At 72.2% G+C, this 18,900-nt stretch carries 18 protein-coding genes and 2 tRNA genes; 13 read left to right on the top strand and 7 right to left on the bottom strand.

Going from position 1 to position 18,900, the window contains the following annotated elements; genetic code table 11:
- Nucleotides 1–47 precede the first annotated feature (47 nt).
- Both rsmB and FJ091_07385 read left to right on the top strand, forming a co-directional pair.
- On the top strand, nucleotides 48–1,373 hold the full coding sequence (gene rsmB, locus FJ091_07390; GenBank protein ID MBM4383180.1) for a 16S rRNA (cytosine(967)-C(5))-methyltransferase RsmB: 1,326 nt from the start codon (nucleotides 48–50) through the stop codon (nucleotides 1,371–1,373).
- Nucleotides 1,373–2,050, top strand: coding sequence for a ribulose-phosphate 3-epimerase (locus FJ091_07385; protein MBM4383179.1), 678 nt, complete (start codon nucleotides 1,373–1,375; stop codon nucleotides 2,048–2,050). Before rsmB ends, FJ091_07385 begins: the two co-directional genes overlap by 1 nt.
- 10 nt (nucleotides 2,051–2,060) lie before the next feature.
- On the opposite strand, the gene FJ091_07380 is transcribed toward FJ091_07385, so the two are convergent.
- Together FJ091_07380 and FJ091_07375 are read right to left on the bottom strand one after the other, a co-directional pair.
- Nucleotides 2,061–2,231 (bottom strand): hypothetical protein, encoded by a 171-nt coding sequence (locus tag FJ091_07380; GenBank protein MBM4383178.1) that lies wholly within the window; start codon nucleotides 2,229–2,231, stop codon nucleotides 2,061–2,063.
- Nucleotides 2,228–2,542 carry a hypothetical protein gene (locus FJ091_07375; GenBank protein MBM4383177.1) on the bottom strand — a complete coding sequence of 105 codons (315 nt, stop codon included), beginning with the start codon at nucleotides 2,540–2,542 and terminating at the stop codon, nucleotides 2,228–2,230. The genes FJ091_07380 and FJ091_07375 overlap by 4 nt, the downstream gene beginning before the upstream one ends.
- A gap of 182 nt (nucleotides 2,543–2,724) precedes the next feature.
- On the opposite strand from FJ091_07375, the gene FJ091_07370 reads away from it, so the two are divergent.
- The 3 genes from FJ091_07370 (at nucleotide 2,725) to FJ091_07360 (ending at nucleotide 5,133) form a co-directional block, all read left to right on the top strand.
- A tRNA-Pro gene (locus FJ091_07370) sits at nucleotides 2,725–2,801 on the top strand.
- A gap of 307 nt (nucleotides 2,802–3,108) precedes the next feature.
- On the top strand, nucleotides 3,109–3,426 hold the full coding sequence (locus FJ091_07365) for a hypothetical protein (protein ID MBM4383176.1): 318 nt from the start codon (nucleotides 3,109–3,111) through the stop codon (nucleotides 3,424–3,426).
- A gap of 51 nt (nucleotides 3,427–3,477) precedes the next feature.
- Complete coding sequence (locus FJ091_07360) at nucleotides 3,478–5,133, top strand: acyl--CoA ligase (protein MBM4383175.1); 1,656 nt, start codon at nucleotides 3,478–3,480, stop codon at nucleotides 5,131–5,133.
- Here the strand turns inward: FJ091_07360 and FJ091_07355 are convergent.
- Nucleotides 5,108–5,722, bottom strand: a complete 615-nt coding sequence (locus FJ091_07355) for a CPBP family intramembrane metalloprotease (GenBank protein MBM4383174.1) — start codon at nucleotides 5,720–5,722, stop codon at nucleotides 5,108–5,110. The two genes, FJ091_07360 and FJ091_07355, sit on opposite strands and share 26 nt — an antisense overlap.
- Before the next feature lie 79 nt (nucleotides 5,723–5,801).
- On the opposite strand from FJ091_07355, the gene greA reads away from it, so the two are divergent.
- From greA to FJ091_07335, 4 genes are all read left to right on the top strand, one after another.
- Complete coding sequence (gene greA / locus FJ091_07350; GenBank protein ID MBM4383173.1) at nucleotides 5,802–6,299, top strand: transcription elongation factor GreA; 498 nt, start codon at nucleotides 5,802–5,804, stop codon at nucleotides 6,297–6,299.
- An 18-nt stretch (nucleotides 6,300–6,317) separates the two neighbouring features.
- Entirely contained in the window at nucleotides 6,318–7,673 is a 1,356-nt protein-coding gene (locus FJ091_07345) for a HAMP domain-containing protein (GenBank protein MBM4383172.1), read from the top strand.
- A 71-nt stretch (nucleotides 7,674–7,744) separates the two neighbouring features.
- Nucleotides 7,745–8,854 (top strand): hypothetical protein, encoded by a 1,110-nt coding sequence (locus tag FJ091_07340; GenBank protein MBM4383171.1) that lies wholly within the window; start codon nucleotides 7,745–7,747, stop codon nucleotides 8,852–8,854.
- Nucleotides 8,851–10,134, top strand: coding sequence for a hypothetical protein (locus FJ091_07335; GenBank protein MBM4383170.1), 1,284 nt, complete (start codon nucleotides 8,851–8,853; stop codon nucleotides 10,132–10,134). The genes FJ091_07340 and FJ091_07335 overlap by 4 nt, the downstream gene beginning before the upstream one ends.
- Nucleotides 10,135–10,373: 239 nt before the next feature.
- Here the strand turns inward: FJ091_07335 and FJ091_07330 are convergent.
- Nucleotides 10,374–10,449 (bottom strand) — tRNA-Asn (locus FJ091_07330).
- A gap of 72 nt (nucleotides 10,450–10,521) precedes the next feature.
- On the opposite strand from FJ091_07330, the gene FJ091_07325 reads away from it, so the two are divergent.
- The gene (locus FJ091_07325; protein ID MBM4383169.1) at nucleotides 10,522–11,796 is read left to right on the top strand and encodes an FAD-dependent oxidoreductase; all 1,275 of its coding nucleotides are present in this window, start codon (nucleotides 10,522–10,524) and stop codon (nucleotides 11,794–11,796) included.
- Between the two features lie 320 nt (nucleotides 11,797–12,116).
- Here FJ091_07325 and FJ091_07320 read toward each other — a convergent pair whose 3' ends face one another.
- Nucleotides 12,117–12,893 carry an SDR family oxidoreductase gene (locus FJ091_07320; protein ID MBM4383168.1) on the bottom strand — a complete coding sequence of 259 codons (777 nt, stop codon included), beginning with the start codon at nucleotides 12,891–12,893 and terminating at the stop codon, nucleotides 12,117–12,119.
- Between the two features lie 61 nt (nucleotides 12,894–12,954).
- Nucleotides 12,955–13,176, bottom strand: coding sequence for a hypothetical protein (locus FJ091_07315; GenBank protein ID MBM4383167.1), 222 nt, complete (start codon nucleotides 13,174–13,176; stop codon nucleotides 12,955–12,957).
- 69 nt (nucleotides 13,177–13,245) lie between these two features.
- Here FJ091_07315 and FJ091_07310 point away from each other — a divergent pair, with 69 nt between their 5' ends.
- Nucleotides 13,246–13,731 (top strand): 6-carboxytetrahydropterin synthase, encoded by a 486-nt coding sequence (locus FJ091_07310; GenBank protein MBM4383166.1) that lies wholly within the window; start codon nucleotides 13,246–13,248, stop codon nucleotides 13,729–13,731.
- Between the two features lie 77 nt (nucleotides 13,732–13,808).
- Here the strand turns inward: FJ091_07310 and FJ091_07305 are convergent, their stop codons facing one another.
- Nucleotides 13,809–14,879, bottom strand: coding sequence for a hypothetical protein (locus FJ091_07305; GenBank protein MBM4383165.1), 1,071 nt, complete (start codon nucleotides 14,877–14,879; stop codon nucleotides 13,809–13,811).
- A 236-nt stretch (nucleotides 14,880–15,115) separates the two neighbouring features.
- Between FJ091_07305 and FJ091_07300 the strand changes: the two genes are divergently transcribed.
- A complete protein-coding gene (locus FJ091_07300) occupies nucleotides 15,116–17,038 on the top strand; it encodes an ABC transporter ATP-binding protein (protein MBM4383164.1) in 1,923 nt (640 codons plus the stop codon).
- Nucleotides 17,035–18,900, top strand: coding sequence for an ABC transporter ATP-binding protein (locus FJ091_07295; GenBank protein ID MBM4383163.1), 1,866 nt, complete (start codon nucleotides 17,035–17,037; stop codon nucleotides 18,898–18,900). The genes FJ091_07300 and FJ091_07295 overlap by 4 nt, the downstream gene beginning before the upstream one ends.

Raw genomic sequence — 18,900 nt, 5'->3', positions numbered from 1 at the left:
GCCGGCCCGCGCCGACGCGCAGCGGCTCGCCGACGATCGCGCGCCTCGTGGCCGCGCGAGTGCTCGATCGCGTCGAGTCGGCGCGCGCGTATGCCGACCTCGCGCTGCACGCCGCGCTGCGCGACGAACGCCTCAGCGTGCGCGACCGCGCCTTCGCGACCGAGCTCGTGTACGGCACGCTGCGCTGGCGCGGTCGCCTGGACTTCGCGCTCGCCGCTTGCACCGATCGTCCGCTCGCGCAGCTCGAGCCCGCCGTGCTCACGCTGCTGCGCCTCGGCGCGTATCAGGTGCTGTTCCTCGACTCGGTGCCCGACCGCGCCGCAGTCGACGAAAGCGTGCGCTGCGCGCAGGCGATGGGCTGGGCGCGCGCGTCGGGGCTCGTGAACGCCGTGCTGCGCCGGCTCGTGCGGCGCGACGCCGCGCTCGACCCACCGGCGCTCGAGGCGGATCCCCTCGCGCACCTCGTCCACGCGCTCTCGATCCCGGAGTGGATCGCGCGCCGCTGGCTCGCGGCGCTCGGACCCGCACAGGCCGCTGCGCTGGCGCGCGCCTCGAACGAGACGCCGCCGCTCACGGCGCGCGCGAACCCGCTGCGGAACACGCGCGAGGAGCTGCTCGCCGAGCTCGGGCCGCGCTGGCCCGACGCGAAGCTCGCGGCGCACGCGCCCCTCGCGCTCTCGCTCGGGCACGGGGACCCCGGCAGCGATCCCGCGTTCCGCGAGGGCCGCTTCACCGTGCAAGACGAGGCATCGCAGCTCGTGGTCGAGCTGCTCGAGCCTCAGCCGGGCGAGCGCGTGCTCGATCTCTGCGCCGCGCCGGGCTCGAAGACGACGGCGATCGCGGAGCGCACCTCCGAGCGCGGGCGCGTCGTCGCGTGCGATCGCAATCAGCGGCGCCTCGACCTCGTCGGACGCGCCGCGCGGCGGCTCGGGCTCACGAACATCGAGCTCGTTCACGCCGACGGGACCCAGCCGCTCGCGCAGCTGCCCGGCGCGCCGTTCGCACGCGCACTCGTCGACGCGCCGTGCTCCGGCCTCGGCACGCTGCGGCGCAATGCCGACGCGCGCTGGCGCGTGCGCGAGGAGGACGTGCGCACGCTCGCCGAGACGCAGCGTGCGCTGCTGGAAAACGCGGCGGCGACGCTGCTGCCCGGTGGAGTGCTCGTTTACAGTACGTGCACGCTGCTCTCCGAGGAGAACGAGGCGCTCGTCGCCGCGTTCCTCGCGCAGCATCCCGAGTTCCGAATCGCGACGCGCGCCGAGCTTCCCGTAGCGGTGCGCCCTTTCGTGGAGGCAGACGGCTTCATGCGCACCTGGCCGCACCGGCACGGCACCGACGGATTCTTCGCAGCGCGCCTCGCGCGGGTCGCGTGATGGCGAAGAAGCCCATTCGCATCGCGCCTTCGATCCTGAGCGCCGACTTCGCGACGCTCGGCGCCGACATCCAGAAAGTCGATCGCGCCGGCGCCGACTGGATTCACGTCGACGTGATGGACGGCCACTTCGTGCCGAACCTCACGATCGGGCCCGAAGTGATCAAGGCGATCCGCAAGACCACGGCCCTGCCCTTCGACGTGCACCTGATGATCGAGCGCCCCGAGCTCTCGATCCCGGACTACATCGCCGCCGGCGCGAACCGCGTGGGCGTGCACGTCGAGACGTGCCCGCACCTGCACCGCACGCTGCAGATGATTCGCGGGGCGGGCGCGAAGGCGTGCGTGGTGCTGAACCCGTCGACGCCCGCGGTTGCGGTCGAGCCCGTGCTCGGGGACGTCGACCAGGTGCTGGTGATGAGCGTGAACCCCGGCTTCGGCGGGCAAAAGTTCATCCCGGGCGTGCTGGCGAAGGTGCGCCAGCTGCGCGCATGGATCGACGAGCGCGGGCTCGACGTCGAGATCGAGATCGACGGCGGCGTGAACCGCGAGACGATCGCCGCGGCCGCGAAGGCGGGCGTGAACGTGTTCGTCGCGGGCAACGCGGTGTTCCGCGAGCCCGACTTCGGCGTCGCGATCCGCGAGCTGCGCAAGCTCGCGGAGGATGCGCAGAGCTAGTCGGCGACGCTCACTCCTGCACGGTGTCGGCGTCGATGCTCATCGGCGCGGCGCCGCTGTCGATCGGATCACCCGCGCCCGCGAACGCGCCGCCGAAGGCGCCGTCGATGCCCTTCACGCGCACCTCGTTCACCGAGTACGCGGCGGCGATGAAAATCGCGAGCCAAAGCAGCTTCTTCATGCGGTTCTACCTCGATTAGTACGAGCCGATCGGTAGACGCCGAGCCGCACGCCGTCGCGCTCGTCGCTCGCCTCGAGCACGTAGAGGTGCCGGTTCTCGGAGAGCGGGCCCCACTTTCCTGTCCCCAACAACGCCTGCGTCTCGCCGTGCTCGTGCGCGCCCTTCGTCCCGGGCCGGTGGTGCGCGAGGCCGAAGCCGGCTTCGGCGCAGTCTGCCCGCCCGCTCAGCGCTCGGGCGGGCTGCGGTAGCCCAAGCAGCAGAGCGACCGAACCGAGTACGAGCCACGAACGGACGAATCGAAGCAAGCGCACGCCCCCCAGACGTACAGCGGGGTTCGTCTTACCGAGCGCTCACCTTGATGCGGAGTTGCGCGAGGGCGTCCGGCGAGAAGCCCGCGCGAGCGCCGCTCGCCCCGCAGGCAAAGCTCACCCCGCTGCGGCCGATCGTGCCCTCGCTTTACGCGAGAGCGATCTCTGGCATATTCCGCCGCCTTCGGGGCGTGGCGCAGCTTGGTAGCGCGCTTCGTTCGGGACGAAGAGGTCGCTGGTTCGAATCCAGTCGCCCCGACCAGCTTCCCTCTCCGGCGCTTCGTCCCAGCGCCGGGATCGCGGGCCGCCGTCGCGCGACCCACGCGGCGGCGCTGCACGCGTGCGGACGCCGCCGCGCACCGGGTTATTAGGGAGTTTTGCTCGCATTCGCGCACGCGTGCCGGCGGGCAGGCAGCTCGGCGCGCGCAGTCGATGCGCAACTCCGCACTCAGCCGCCGCGTGCGCGCTGGCACATTGCCGTGTGTGCGCGCGCGGCAATCGGCGCGCGTTTCGCGCGTCAGCGCAAGTGCGCGTCGCACCGACGTTTTCGTTGACTCGCTGGTGGCGCGATGCCACGATCTCTCGGCTCGTTCCGCCGCGCGTACCGCGTGGGCCGCGAGCCGGAGATCCGCATGAACACGTCCGAGCTGGCTTGGGAGCTGGCGGATCTCTTCGGTGAGCTCGATACCGCGCAGATCAACGAGATGCTCGCGAAGAACGTCCCGCTCGAAGCGCTCGAGTTCTTCGCCTCCTACGCAGAGTCGTTCGCGAAGAGCGAGCAGCTCGAAGCGTCGACCGAGCGGCGCCTCCCGAACCTGATGCTGCTCGGGTATCTGCTGCGCGTGCTCGAAGAGCGGCTGCTCGAGGACGACGAGCCCGCCGAGTAACGCCGCCGCGCGGATCGTGCGCGCGCTCTAGGTCGCTGCAATCTTGGCGCGATGTCTTCGACCCTCGGCGACGAAGCCACCCTCGAGCGCATCGCGCGCGCGAGAGAGAGCGAAGCCACCGCGCCGGCGCTCGTCCACCTGCCCTTTCGCACCTTCGACACGCTGCTCGGCTCGCGCTCGGTCGCGGCGCAGCGCACGTTCCTCGTGTTCTGCGACGGCCCGCGGCGCGTCGAGGTCTCCTACGCCGAGCTGATCGCGCGCGTTGCGCAGCGCGAGTCGTTGCTGCGCGCGCTCGGCGTCGAACGCGGAAAGCGCGTGGCGACGCTGTTCGTGAACGATCCAGAGGTGCCGATCACGCTGTTCGCCGCGTGGTCGATCGGCGCGAGCGTCGTGCCGGTGAACCTCGGCGAGGACGACGAGCGCATCGCGTTCGTGCTGCGCAACTCCGAGGCGTGCGCGGCGCTGTATCTGCCCGAGGCCGCGGGGCGCGCCCTGAAGCTGCGCGACGCGGCGCTCGGCATGCGCTGGCACGACGTGGCGCAGCCCGCGCCGCCGATGCGGCCGCTGACCGACCCGCCCGATCCGCCGGAGCCCGAGGACGAGGCGCTGATCGTCTACACGTCGGGCACGACGGGCGCGCCGAAGGGCGTCGTGCTCACGCAACAGAATCTGCTCGTGGACGCGCACGCGCTCGTGCGCTGGCACGGGCTCGGCGAAGCGTCGCGCCTCATGTGCGTGCTGCCGACGCACCACGTGAACGGGATTCTCGTCACGCTCGTCGCGCCGCTGCTCGCGGGCGCGAGCGTGGTGCTGTGCCGCAAGTTCCAGGCGAGCACGTTCTGGGAGACCGCCGCGCAAGAGCGCGCCGAGATCGTGTCGGTCGTGCCGACGCTGCTCGCGTTCTTGCTCGAGGACGAGCGCGGCACGAGCGGCCACGATCTCGCGCGTTTCCGCCACCTGATCTGCGGCGCTGGCCCGCTCACCGTCGAGCTCGCGGCGCGCTTCGAGGAGCGCTTCGGCTACCGCGTCATCCACGGCTACGGCCTCAGCGAGACGACTTGTTATTCGAGCATGCTGCCCGTCGATCTCGCGGCAGCGGAGCACCGCGCGCTGATGCGCGAGCACGGCTTCCCGTCGATCGGGACGCCGCTGCCGCCGAACGAGATGGCGATCCACGATCGCGAGGGCGTTGCCCTGCCCGAGGGCGAGCGCGGCGAGATCGTGATTCGCGGCGTGAACGTGATGCGCGGCTACTACCGCCGGCCCGAGGCGAACGCGGAGACGTTCGCCCACGCGTGGTTCCGCAGCGGCGACGAGGGCTTCTTCCGCAAGGGCCCCGGCGGGCGCGACTACTACTTCATCACGGGCCGAATCAAGGAGCTGATCATCCGCGGCGGCGTGAACCTCTCGCCGTTCGAGATCGACGAGGTGTTGAACGCGATCCCGGGCGTCGCTCGCGGCCTGGCGGTGGGTTTCGAGAACCGCTGGTACGGCGAGGAAGTCGGCGCCTACGTGATGCTCGGGGCCGGCGCGGCGCTCGACGAAGCCGCGATCCTGCGCGCCTGTCGCGAGCGGCTGCCATTCGCGAAGGCGCCGAAGGTCGTGGTGTTCGGCAGCGACATCCCCGTCACCTCGACGGGCAAGTACCAGCGCGGCCGCTTGGTGCCGCTGTTCGCGGCCTTCAAGGACGTGCAGTACCGCGCCTAGCGAGCCACCGCAGGTTCACCGCGTTCACGAGCGCGTGCGCTGCGGCGGGCGCGACGAGATCGCCCGTCGCGTCGAACAGCGCGCCGAAGCCGAGGCCCGCGAGCGCGGCCGCGAGCGACCACACGCGCAGCTCGCGGCGCGGGTGGAAGTGCGCGAGGCCGAACAGCAGCGAGGCCCACAGCCAACCGACCTCGGGCTGGAGCGCGCCGCGGAAGAACGCCTCCTCCCCGATGCCGCTGAGGAGCGCGAGCAAGACCGCCTGCCAGGTGGAGATCCCAGCGACCACGGCGCCCAGCTCCGCGGCAAGGGCTCGGCCGGCGGCCGACCGCGCGGTCCAGACGCGCGAGAGCGCGATCAGCAGCGCGCCGAAGGCGAGGCCCACAGCGAGCCGCGCGAACAGGCCCATCTCGGCCAGGGGCGGGCCGCCCGAGCGCCACGGCCCGACCCCGTCCGCCCACGCCCGCCAGCCGATCGCCGCGGCGAGCAGCGTTCCATAGAACAGGGCGGCGACCGCAACGAAGCGCCGCGGTCCGAGCGCAGGGGGCTGCGGCTCGGCGTGCAACCCCGCGGTTTCTTTGGCGTCCCACATGCTCGCTGGTTAGCTTGGGGCGATTCCTGGCGCTCTCTCGGCCCCCCGATCGAAGGGCGCCCGCTTCTGCCGAGGCCTCATGTCCGACCGCATTCCCATGACTCCGCGCGGCAAGGCCTTGCTCGACGAGGAGCTGAGGCGCCTCAAGTCCAACGACCGGCCCCGCATCGTGAAAGAGATCGAGATCGCGCGAGCGCACGGGGACATCTCGGAGAACGCCGAATACCACGCGGCGAAGGAGCGTCAGGGGCAGATCGAGGCGCGCATTCGGGTACTGGACGACCGGCTAGCGCGCGCTCAGGTGATCGACGGCCGCGGCCAGAGCGAGGATCGCGTCAGCTTCGGGGCGACGGTGGTGCTCTCGGATTCGGCTTCGGGCGAGGAAGTGACGTACACGATTGTGGGTGAAGACGAGGCAGACATCGCCCGCGGCCTGATTTCGGTCACGTCGCCTGTAGCCCGCGCGATCATGGGCAAAGAGCGCGACGCGAGTGTCCGCGTGCAGGTGCCGAAAGGCATGCGCGAGCTCGAGATCCTCGAGATTCGCTTCGAGTTGACCCTGGTCGGCGCCTCGTAAGGGAGGCGGGAGTCGCGCTTGCGATCTCTCCAACTCAAGTTCAGCGCCCTCGTCGTCGCCCTGCTGGTGGTGGCGTGCGTCGTGCTCGCCGCGATGGCGACGAACCACGAGCGCGCCTCGGTCGTGGCGGAGATCGAGCGCGCGTCGATCGCGCTCGCGAAGAACCTCGCCCAAGACGCGAAGGTGCCGCTGATCGAGGACGACACCCTCGCGCTCGGGGCGCTCGTGCAGAACACCGGGCGCGAGCGCGGCGTCGTGGCGGTGCAGCTCGTGAAGCGCGACGGCCACGTGGCGGCGGCGCTGGAGCCCACGTTCGTCGGCATCCCCACGGGTGTCGCACCGACCTACGAGGACGGCGTGCGGCTCGAGCGCCGCGGAGACCAGCTCGAGATCGCTGCGGAGGTGACCTGGAGCGGCGATCGCATCGGCGAGGCGCGGATCGAGATCGACCTCGCGCGCCTCGTCGAGCCGATCCTGCGCGAGACGCGGGTTCAGCTCGCGTGGGTCGCGCTCGGCGTCACGACCTTCGGCGTGGTCGCCGGCCTCGGCTTCGTGGCGCTGCTGGTCGGCCCGCTGCGCCGGCTGCGCGGCGGCGTCGAGCGGCTCGCGAAGGGCGACCTCGCCGTGCGCGTCCCGCCCACCTCGCGCGACGAGGTCGGGGAACTGACGGCCGCGTTCAACGAGATGGGCGAGTCGCTGCAGCAGAAGGAGCGCATCCAGCGGGCGTTCGGCCGCTACGCGAGCGACTACGTCTTGCAGACGCTGCTCGAGAACCCCGAGGGCGCCGAGCTCGAAGGCGCCGAGCGCGACGTGACCGTGCTGTTCGCCGACATCCGCGGCTTCACTCGCCTGTCGGAAAACCTCGAACCAACCGACGTCGTCGCCCTTCTCAACGAGGTGTTTCAGCTCATCAGCGACTGCATCCTCTCGTCGGGCGGCACGATCGACAAGTTCATCGGGGATTCGGTGATGGCGTACTTCGGCGCTCCGATTCCGAGCAACGACCACCCCGTTGCCGCCGTGACCGCGGCGGTCGCGATCGAGCGCGCCGTGGCCGAGCGCAACGCGAAGCTCGACGACGACGGGCGCGCGGTCGGCGTAGGGATCGGCATCCACACCGGGCCGGTGGTCGTGGGCAACATCGGCTCCGATCGCCGCACCGACTTCACCGCGATCGGCGACGCCGTGAACGTCGCCGCGCGGCTCGAGAAGCTTGCGCGACCGGGCGAGATCCTCGTCTCCGAAGCCGTGCAGCGCCGCGTGCGTGGCAGCCACCGCCTGCGCTTCGAGGGCGAGCGCCAGCTCTCCGGCCGCCAGGAGCCCGTGCACGTCTACTCCGTCGATCTGCGCGCGAGCGGAGAAGAGGCCGCTTGATGCGAAGTCGGGTGATGTCGGCTGGGGCGTCGCCTCCGGCGTCAGCTCGTTCACGCGCCGACGCCTGCGCAGTGCGCATCGCGGCTTCGCTGCTGTTCGCGTGCGCCGCGTTCGCGTGCACGACTCCGCTCGAGCAGGGCGAGAGGGCGTACCAGCGCGGCGATCGCGAGCGCGCGATCGAGACGTGGCGGGCGATCGACTCGGCCGAGCTCGACTACCCGAGCGCACAGGGCCGCATCGAGGCCGTCGCCGACGAGCGCAGCCAGCTCGTCGCGCGCTACACGCAGCGCGCGCGCTACTTCGAAGAGCGCGGGCGACTCGCGGAGGCCGTGCTCGACTACCGCCTCGCCATGCGCCTCGAGCCGAGCGACGCCGCGCTGCTCGCGCACGTGCAGGAGCTCTCGCGGCGGCTCGCGACCTCGCGCGAAGAGGGCCTCGTGCAATTCCGCGCCGCCTTCGCGCGCGACGATCTCGCAGCGGCGCGCGTGCACGTCGCACGCCTGCGCATCCTCGACGCGTTCTCGCCCGAGATCGCCGACGAGCAGCGTCGCCTCGCCGCGGCGCTCGCGAGCCGCATCGACGCGAGCCTCGCGCGCGGACGCGACGGCTTCGCGGCCGGGCGCTACGCGAGCGCCGAGCGCGCCTTCCGCGCCGTGCTCGAGCTCGATCCCCAGAACGAGAGCGCGCGCGGCTACCTCGCGTACATCGAGCGCGAGCGCGCCGCCACGCCGGACGCGGAGGTTGCCGCCGCAACCGATCCCGACCCGGAGGATCTCGCGCCCTCCCCGCGCGCGGCGCGGCCCCGCAACAGCGAGGCGGAGATTCGCGCCGATGGCTTCCTCCAGAACGCGCTCGCGTCCGAGGCGGCCGGCGACGCGATCCAAGCGATCCGTTACGACCTCGCGGCGCTCGACGCCGATGCGCGCCACGCCGGTGCGCGCAGCCACCTCGCCTCGCTGCGCCGCGCCCTCGCGCCGCAGGTGCCGATGCTGATCGCGGCGGGCCGCCGCCACTTCCAGGACGAAGACCTGAGCGCCGCGCTCGAGCAGTGGGAGCGCGCGCTGCTCATCGAGCCGGGCAACGCCGAGGCGCGCGAGCACGCGCAGCGCGCCCAGAAGCTGCTCGATCGCCTCGAGGAGCTGCGCGCCGCACCGCTGCCGCCCGTGTCCGCGCCGCGATGAACGCCCGCGCCGCTTCGCTGTTGTTAGGACTCGCGGGCGCGCTCGGCTGCGCGACCTCGCTCGACCTCGGCGAGATGCGCGAGAAGCTCGCGCCGCGCGGCCCCGAGCCGGCGCCCGAGCTGCGCGACGAGCCGAACGCCGCGCTCGCGCGCGTCGAGGGCCTCGCCGCGACGAGCGGCGAGCTGCGCGCGATCCCGCTGCGCTGGGACGCGAGCCGCGAGCCCGAGGTCGCGGGCTACGTGATCGATCGCGCGCCCACCGCCGACGGTCCGTTCTCGTACATCGCGACCCTCGCCGATCGCTTCAGCACGGTGTACGTCGACCGCGGTCTCGATCTCGCGCCCAAGCGGAGCGCGGGCGTCGCCGGCGGCGGCCTCCTCCACGGCGAGACTCATTACTACCGCGTGCGTCCGTTCGACCGCTCCGGCCGCGTCGGCAGCGCCGCGCCGGCCGTCGTGTCGGGCACGACCGCCGCGAAGCCCGCGCCGCCCGCCGAGGTGCAGGCCTACAGCCATCTCCCGCGCCGCGTCGCGCTGCGCTGGCTGCCCGCCGAGGACCCTCGCGTCACCGGCTACGTCGTCTCGCGCAGTCCGAGCCCAACCGGCGAGTACGCGACGCTCGCGCGCATCGAGGGCCGACACCAAACGGTGTACTTGGACGAAGCGCTGCCCGATCTCGGCGTCTTCTACTACCGCGTCGCCTGCGTCGACGCGGCTGGCGGGGTCGGAGACCCGAGCGGCGCGCAGCGCGCCGTGACGAAGGGCGAGCCGCTACCGCCGACGCGCCTGCGCGTCGCAGCGCAGACGATCGGCGCCAACACGCTCGAGTGGGACGCCAACGTCGAAGGCGATTTGAGCAGCTACCAGCTGCTGCGACGGCTCGAAGGCGAGGACGATTACGAGCCCGTCGCGGAAGTGCCCGCCTCCGCCTCGAGCGCAACGGACTCGGACATCGCACCCGGCCAGCGCGCCAGCTACCGCATCGTTGCGCTCGACGCCGACGAGCTGCGCTCCCCCGCCTCGGAGCCCGTCGAGATCGTCGCGATCGCTTACCAGCTGCGCGCCGACGCAACGCCGAGCGGCGTCACGCTGCGCTGGAACCCCGCCGCGCAAGCGAGCTTCCGCGAGACCCGCGTGCTGCACGACGACGACGAGATCGCGCGCACCACGAACGCCGAGCACACCCACGCCTCCGGCAAGCGCAACGACCGCTACCGAATCATCGGCGTACTCCCCGACGGCCGCGAAGTCGCGCCCTCGAAGGAGGTCCAGGCGGAGTAGCGCTGAGAAGCCGCCGCCAGCGCGCGAGCGAACGGAGCTCGCGTAAGGCGCAAGAGCCGGGCGGCTCGCGCTGTCGCTCGTCACCCCGATGGAGGCGAGCGAAGACCGCCCCAACTCGATCCCGCGCAAGCGGACCGAGCGAACGCGCGAAGCGCTTCGCTCAGTCCGCGCGCAGCGAGCCGGGCGGCTCGTGCGATCGCGCCTCTCCTCGATAGAGGCGAGCGAAGCTCGTAAAGAACTGGCTCCCCGAGTAGGACTCGAACCTACGACCTAGCGGTTAACAGCCGCTTGCTCTACCAGCTGAGCTATCGGGGAAGAAGGCGCGGCAGTCTAGGCGCTCGAAGGTCTGTTGCAACGGACCGCGATCGCGCTCCACGATGGCGGCACATGACGACGCCCGCTTCTGCCGCCGCGCTGCGCGAGCCCTCGCGCGAAACGCCCGTTCGCCACGAGACCGACGTGCTCGTGGTCGGCGGCGGCAGCGCCGGCGTGGCGGCCGCCGTCGCGGCTTCGCGCGCGGGCGCGCGCGTGATGCTCGTCGAGCGCACGGGCTCGCTCGGCGGGCTCGCGAGCGGCGGGCTGATCCTGCTCTTGCTCACGCTCGACGACGGGCGTGGGCGGCAAGTGGTCGGCGGGATCTGCCAGGAAGTCGTGGAGCGCCTCGCGGCGCGCGGCGCGGCCTACTACCCCGACGCGAGCGAGTGGGGCCGCAGCGACAAGCACCTCGTCGGGCGCGAGCAGCGCTTCGGCCTCGTGTGGGGGCGCTCGCCGCATGCGGTGCGGTACTCGGTCGCCTACGACTGCGAGGAGATGAAGTTCGCCCTGGCCGAGCTCGCACGCGAGGCCGGCGTCGAGTTGTTATTGCACGCCTGGGGCTGCGAGCCGTGGCGCGAGGGCGAACGCGTCGCCGGCGTGCTGTTCGAGTCGAAGGCGGGGCGCTTCGCGATCCGCGCGCGCAGCGTGGTCGACGCGACCGGCGACGGCGACCTGTTCGCGCGGCTCGGCTGCGCGCACGAGACCGAGCGAGTGCTGCCGTGGCAGTGGTTCGTGCTCGGCGGCGTCGACGACGCAGACGCCGCCGCCGCGCGCGGGCGCGGCTTTCGCACCATCGGCGAAGGCCGCGTGCTGATGCCGTGGGGCGCGACGGAGAAGATCTCGCGCGCGATCGACGCGACCTCGCCCGAAGACCTCACCTACGCCGAGCTCGAGTGCCGGCGCCGCGTGATGGCCGAGCTCGATCGGCTGCGCAAGGAGGACGCCGCCTTCGCGCGCGCTCACCTGTGCCGCGTCGCAGATCACCTCGGCATCACCGAGAGCCGCCGCCTCGTCGGCCGCGCCGTGCTGCAGCGCGACGACATGGACCGCATCTTCGACGACGCGATCGCGCTCACGGGGCACTGGACTCAGTACGGCTCGCTCTACTCGATCCGCTACGGCTGCCTGCTCGCGCAGGAGGCGCCGAACTTGTTAGTGGCCGGCCGCTGCATCTCCGTCGACCACCGCGTGCACCACGCGACCAAGGAGATCCCCGCCTGCTTCGCGACCGGCGAAGCCGCCGGCAGCGCCGCCGCCCTCGCGCTGCGCGCAGGCTGCGACCCCGCCCACCTCGACGTCGCGAAGCTCCGCGAACACCTGCGCAGCGCCGGCGCGATCCTCTCCTAGCGACACATCCGCCGCGCGCCGCACAGCGCCACGGCGCCCGAATGCCGCGGCGCGCCGCACAGCGTCGCGGCGCCCGCCCAGCGAGCCGTCGAACTACTCGCTGCCCGCATTGAGTCGCGGCGCCCGACCGGCGAGGCGTCGCGACCCGAAGCCGTATTCCCAATACGGCGAGGGGAGCGCAACGAAGCCGGGCGGAATGCCGCGGCGCGCCGCACAGCGCCGCGGCGCCCGCCCAGCGAGGCGCCGCGACCCGAAGCCGTATGTCCTATACGGCGAGGGGAGCGCAACGAAGCTGGGCGGGATGCCGCGGCGCTGTGCGGTCAGTGCGGGTTCATGCCGCCGTGAATCGTGTACTGCGATCCATTGATGAAGCGCGCCTCGTCGCTCCCGAGGAACGCGATCAGTGCGGCGACCTCGTCGGGCTCGCCATAGCGGCCGATCGGAATGCGCTCGGCCATCGCCTTCTTGACGAGCTCCGCGGAGGCCGCGTTGCCCGCGAGGCCCGTCTCCAGCGCGCGCATCATGCGCGTCTCCACCGGCGACGGACACACCGAGTTCACGCGAACCTGATGCGGGCCGAGCGCGATCGCCGCGCTGCGCGTGATGCCGATGACGGCGTGCTTGCTCGCGATGTAGGCGACGATGTTCGGGTCGCCATGCAATCCCGCGACGGACGCGAGGTTAACGATCGCGCCGCCTCCTCGCCGTCGCAGCGCGGGCGCCGCGTGCTTCACGCCGAGGAAGACGCCGCGCACGTTCACGGCGAGAACCTTGTCGAACGTGTCGACCGGATACTCCTCGATCGGGCACACGGCGCCTTCGATGCCGGCGTTGTTCACGAGAAAGTCGAGGCCGCCGAAGCGCGCGACGGCGGTCTCGATCATGCGCTTCACGTCGTCCTCGCGGCTCACGTCGACCGCGAGCGTCTCGACGCGCGCGGCGCCCTTCGCCTGCTGTGCGGACTCCTCGAGGCCGGGCCCGGCGAGGTCCGTCAATAACAAGCTCGCGCCTTCGGACGCGAGCCGTTTGGCGGTGGCGCGGCCGATGCCGCCCGACGCGCCCGTGATGATGGCGACCTTGCCTGCGTAGCGAGACATCGCGCGGTTCCTCCGTGTGAACCGCGGAGAGTGGCGCGAGTGCGGCGCTGCGAGCCAGCCCTCAAGCGCCGCGGCGCTTCAGCTCCTTCGCATCGCGGCGCGCGAAGTAGCGGCGCGGGCGGTTGATCAGCGCCCCGCTCTCGACCGCGGGGGCTCGCGTGACCACTTCGCCCGCGGCGCACGCCGCCCGGCAGAACCACGCTTCGCCGACGCGCACCGAGGCGAGGTCGAGCTCCGCGCGGCAGCGCGTGCACGTCCCGGTTGCAGAAACTCGCTCGCTCACGTCGCCACTCCTCGATTCGAGGCGGCGCACCATATCACCGCGAAAGTGGCGGGCTAGAGTCGCGTGCGCATGACCGCGCCGCGTTTCACGCTCCACCTCGCGAAGTCGGACTTCAAGTTCGCGGCAGCGCACTTCACCTGGTTCGCGGACGGCAGCGCCGAGCATCTGCACGGCCACAGCTACCGGGTGAGCGTGCGCGTCACGGGCGTACGCGTGGGCGCGGACGGCATACTCGTCGAAGCGCGCGTCGTGAAGGACGAGGTGCGCAGGCTGTGCGCCGCGCTCGACGAGCGCGTGCTGCTGCCGCGCGCGGGCGACCGCGTCGAGATCGAAGAGTGCGGCGACGACACGAACGTTCGCGTCGCGGGGCGCAGCTATCGGCTGCCGGCGGGCGACACCGTGCGCCTCCCCGTCTCGAACATCACGGTCGAGGCGCTCGCCGCGCACTTCTGGCGGGCGCTCGCGCCCAAGCTCGCGAGCCTCGGCATCGACACGCTGTGCGTCGAGATCGCGGAGAGCGACGGGCAGAGCGCGAGCTACGAGGCGGCGCTGTAGAGACGACTCGCGCGTCACGGGAATCGCAGCAACGTCGTGAGCAGTGGCGCCGAACGAGGGCGCCTGCGCGCGACGGCCTACAGCAAGCGCTCCCAATGTCCTGGGGTCTCGGGCACTCCGGCGCACCCCCAGAACTCGCCGGTCTCAGGGGTCATGACGCTCGCGGCGTTCGTGCTGATGCCGTCGAAGTCCATTCGACAAATCGCGAGCGATCCCCCGGCTCGGTCTGCGTAGAACGAACGCAGCTCCGCGGAGTCGAGCGAGCCCAGCTTCGCCGCAAGCAGCTCGCGCATGCGCGCGAGGCGCGCCTCCGAGGACTTGCGCGGCGTATCGGCCTCGAGCGCGACGTGCGCCGGCACCTGGCAGTGGTTCGTGTGCACGTGCGTGCCGCGCTCCACCGCAACCTCGTGCGCGAGCTTGCCCGTGCACTCGAGCACGCGGCCCGCACCCGCGCGATCGAGCGCGAGGTAGCTGTGCGCGCCCGCGCGCGGCGCGTTCGCGATCACGCGTGAGGCAGCCTCGGCGCTGCGCTCCTCGAGCGCGCGGTGGATCAGCCCGAGGTAGGGCACGCCCACGCCCGCGTCCGTCGTGCGCAGGTTGGTCGTGCCGAGCGCGAGCCCGTGCTCGTTGAGACTCATCAGCGACTGACAGCCCACGGTGGTCACCGACCACGTGCGCGGCCCCTCGCTGGGACGGCGCGCCACGAACACGACGAACGGCGCGTTGTCGCTCGCGAGATCCCAGCTCTGCGCGAGGCGCGCGCGGCCGTCGGCCGTGGCATCCCGCTGCACGATCAGCGCGGTGCAGCCCGCGGCGCCGACCTCGTCCCTGTCGCCCCACGCGAGGCCGTCGCGCAAGTCGGTGAGCCCGTTCATCGCGAGCACCTGCTCCTCGCCGAGGCGCGCGCCGCGCGCGATGCCGCACAGCTCCGCGGTGCCGCGCGGGTCGAAGCGCTCGCTCGCCGCGAGGCACGCGCGCGCGAGGCGCAGCAGATCCGCCTCGCTGGTGGCGCGGCCGCCGTACTGCGTGGCCTGGCGCAGCGCGTTGTCGAGGCGGATCGCGTAGAGCCGCGCGATCTCGTTGCGAAACGCCTCACCGAACGCCTCGCCCATCGCCGCGTGCGTGCCGCTCAGCTCGATGCGCCGCATGCCTCGCTCCTCGCTGCGCGCCAGCGGCCGTGCCCTGCGCGCTTCGACAAGATGGCAGCGCGCGATGGGGACGCGAGTGGTGCGGATGCGAACGCAGCCGCACGCAAGCGCACGCGAGAATCGCAGAGTTGGCGTCAGAAGCCGAACTCTCGATTCGCGGATGTGTCTCGCCCCCGTCCGCTTGCGCTCGGATGCGCCTACATTCGCGGCGCGCCCACCGCCGAGACCGGAGCCGAGTGTCCGCCGCAGCCGAGAGCCACGAAGTCGCAACCCCGCACGCCCTCGGCGCCCGCGAGCTCGCGCGCCTCGCACGGCGCTGCCTCACGCTGCTGCGCCCCGTGCGGCTGCACCTGCTCGCGCTCGGCGGCGGCTTCGGCCTGCTCGCCCTGCTCTTCTTCCCGATCGGCGCGTTCCTGTTCGACCTGGTGTGGACCCGCGCGCTCGAAGGCGAGCCGCTGACGCCCCTCGCCGCCGAGTTGTTGCGCCTCCCGCTCGAGGCCGAGCCGAGCACCGCGCAGCGCCGCGCGATCTTGCTGCGCGCGGTGATCCTCGGCGGCGTCACGAGCGTCGTGTTCGTGCCGCCGGTGCTCGCGCTCTACTACTACCAGGTCTGGATCCTCCAGCGCGTGAACCAGTTGTTACGGGTTCGGCTGGTGGAGCGGCTGACGCAGCTCTCGATGCGCTTCCACGCGAAGCAGCGCATCGGAGACGCCATGTATCGCGCGCTGCAAGACAGCGCGATGGCGACGCAGCTCGTGGAGCTCTTGCTGCTGATCCCCGTCGCGACGTTCGCGCGCTTCGTCTTCGCGCTCGCGCTCTGCGCGCTGTTCTCGTGGCAGCTCGCGGCGCTGCTCGCGGTGCTCACGCCCGTGATGCTCGCGCTCGGCGCATTCTTCACGCCGCGCATGCGCACGCGTTTCCGCGCCGCGCGCGAGGCGCAGAGCGCGCTCACCGCGCGCGTGCAGGAGACCCTCGCCGGCATCCGCGTGCTGAAGGCCTACGGCGCCGAGCCCTTCGAGCAGGCGCGCTTCGAACGCGCGAGCACGGGCGCCTTCGCCGCCGCCCACGCCGCGCGCAGCTTCTTCGTGAAGTACAGCGTCACGCTGTTCTGGACCTGCGCGCTCGGCCTCGTCGCCTCGGGCGCGTGGCTCGCGCTCGCGACGGCGCGCAGCGCACCGATCCCGGGCCTCGACGCGATCGGGCTCGGCACGCTCGGCCTCGGCGTGTTCACGCTCGCCACCTACAACTACGCGAAGCTGCGCTTCGGCGACGGCGCCAGCTCGCTGCGCCAGCTGTTGCGGACGCTCGGCCGCGCGCAGGATGTCGCGATCGGCCTCGATCGCGTGTTCGAGCTGATCGACGTGGAGCCCGAGGTCCGCGACGCGCCGGGGGCGCGCGAGTTCGTGCGCCTCGACTCCGGCCTGCGCTGCGAGGACGTGCGCTTCGCCTACGCCGCGGATCGCCGCGTGCTCACGGGCGTGAGCTTCGATGCGCCGGCAGGCAGCGTGATCGCCGTCGTGGGCGTGACCGGCGCGGGCAAGAGCACGCTGATGTCGCTGTTGTTGCGGCTCGCCGAGCCGCAGGCGGGGCGCATCACGGTGGACGGCTCCGACCTGCGCGACTTCACGATCACGAGCTGGCGCGCGCACACGTCCATCGCGCTGCAGGAGAACCTGCTGTTCCGCGCCTCGATCGCGGAGAACATCCGCTACGCCGCGCCGAGCGCGAGCGACGACGCCGTGCGCGAGGCCGCGCGCATCGCGTGTGCGGACGAGTTCATCGCGCGGCTTCCGGCGGGCTACGACACGCAGCTCGGCGAACGCGGCGCCGGCCTCAGCACGGGGCAGCGCCAGCGACTCACGCTCGCGCGCGCGCTCGCGAAGCAGCCGCAGATCCTGATCCTCGACGAGCCCACCGCCTCGCTCGACGGCGACACCGAGCGCCGCGTGCTCGCGAACTTGCGCGAGTGGGCCCGGGGACGCCTCGTGTTCCTCGTGACGCACCGCCTCGCGAGCGTGCGCTCGGCGACCCAGATTCTCGTCCTCGACGGCGGCGTGATCGCCGAGCAGGGCACGCACGAGGAGCTCCTCGCGCGGGGTGGCGTCTACGCGCGGCTCGTCGCGCACGACCTCGGCGCCGAGCAGGCGAGCGCGCGATGAGCGGCACGCTCGCGACGCTGCTGCTGCTCGCGCGCGCATTCGCGTACGTCGCACCGGCCAAGGGCGCCTTCGCGATCAAGGGCGCGCTGATGCTGCTCGCGTCTCTGCCGCTGCTCTTGTTGCCGTGGCCGGTGAAGCTGATCGTCGATCACGTGATCGAAGGCATCCCGTTCGGCGAGCAGCCGCTGCCGCATCCCGCGTTCATCGCCGCGCTCTTCGCTCCCTACTCGAGCTCACCCGAGGAGATGCTGCTCGCGTGCGTGCTCTTCCAGCTCGCGCTCGCGGCGCTGATCGGCGCGGTGGGCATGAGCGCCACCGAGCGCAGCCAGGCCGACTCGCAGCTCGCCGGCGGCTTCGACCGCGCATCGCGCACGGAGAACGAGGCGAACGAGGGCGGGAGCTTCGGCAGCGGCTTGTTAGGGCTCGCGGACGCGCTCTTCACGCTGCGCCTCACGCAGCGCCTCAACCACCACTACCGCTCCGCGGTGTACGCGCGCCTCGCGCGGCTCCCGCTGCGCGCCTTCGACGACGAGAGCGTGGGCGACGCGCTCTTTCGCGTGCTCTACGACACGCCCGCGCTCACCCAGGCCGCGTACCGCATCGCGCTCTCGCCGGTCACGTCGGGCGTCTTTGCGGTGTGCGTCGTGCTCGCGATGAACGCGAGCTTCGGCGCGCACCCGCTGCTCTGGCAGCTCGGCGCGGCGCTGCTCGTCGTGACGTTCCTCGCCTCGCTGCCCTTCGCGGCCGCGATGCGCCGCCGCGCCGAGCGCGCCCGCGCGAGCGGCGCCAGCGCCACCGAGGCGCTCGAAGAGGGCCTGCACAACGTGCTCGCGGTGCAGGCATTGGGGGCCGAGGCGAAGCAGCGCGCACACTACGACCGCGCGAGCTGGGACGCCTTCGCGACTTACCGCGGCGAGGTGGCGCTCGGTATGGGCGCGTTCGCGTTCGGCCTCGTGCCGGGCGCCGCGATCGTCGGGGCGGCGTTCTTCCACGTGGGCGGCCTCGTCATCGACGGCGCGCTCTCGCGCGGCGACTTCTTGCTGTTGCTCGCGTACTTCGGCCTGCTGGCGTTCGCCTGCCTCGACGTCGGCGCGCTCTGGCTGCGCCTACAAGACGCCGCCGCCGGACTCCAGCGCGTGTTCACGCTGATGGACCTGCCCGGTGAAGCCGACGGCGCCGCGGGCGAGCGCGTCGGCCGGCTCTCGCGCGAGATCGCACTCGAGAACGTGTCGGTCGCGCGCGCGAGCGGCGGCGAGGTGTTACGGAACGTGAGCCTCACGCTGCGCCCCGGCCGCGTGACCGCACTGATCGGAGCCGCGGGCGCAGGCAAGACGACCCTCGCCTACCTGCTGCCGCGCTTTCTCACGCCGAGCGCGGGCCGCATCACCTGGGACGGCCTCGATCTCGCGCGCGCCGATCTCGCGTCGCTGCGCGCGCAGATCGCGTTCGTGTTCCAGGAGACGCAGCTGTTCGACGCGACCGTCGCCGAGAACCTTCGCCTCGGAAACGCGGGCGCGAGCGAGGCCGACCTCTGGCGCGCGCTCGCGCTGGCGGGCGCCGACGACTTCGTGCGCGCACTGCCCCAACGACTCGACACGCCACTCGGCCGCAGCGGCGGCGCGCTCAGCGTCGGCCAGCGCCAACGCCTCGCTATCGCGCGCGCGCTCGTGCGCGACGCCTCGCTGCTGATCCTCGACGAGCCCACCAGCGCGCTCGACCCCGAGACCGAGCAGCGCCTCGTCGCCACGCTGCGCGAAGCGAGCCGCAGTCGCGCCGTGCTCGTGATCGCGCATCGCCTCAGCACGATTCGCGATGCGGATGAGGTGTGGGTGGTGGAGGGAGGCGAAGTGCGGAGGCGGTGA

Source organism: Deltaproteobacteria bacterium (assembly GCA_016875395.1).
In the GTDB taxonomy this organism is placed as follows: domain Bacteria; phylum Myxococcota_A; class UBA9160; order UBA9160; family UBA6930; genus VGRF01.
This window is presented reverse-complemented; position numbering and strand designations above follow the sequence as displayed.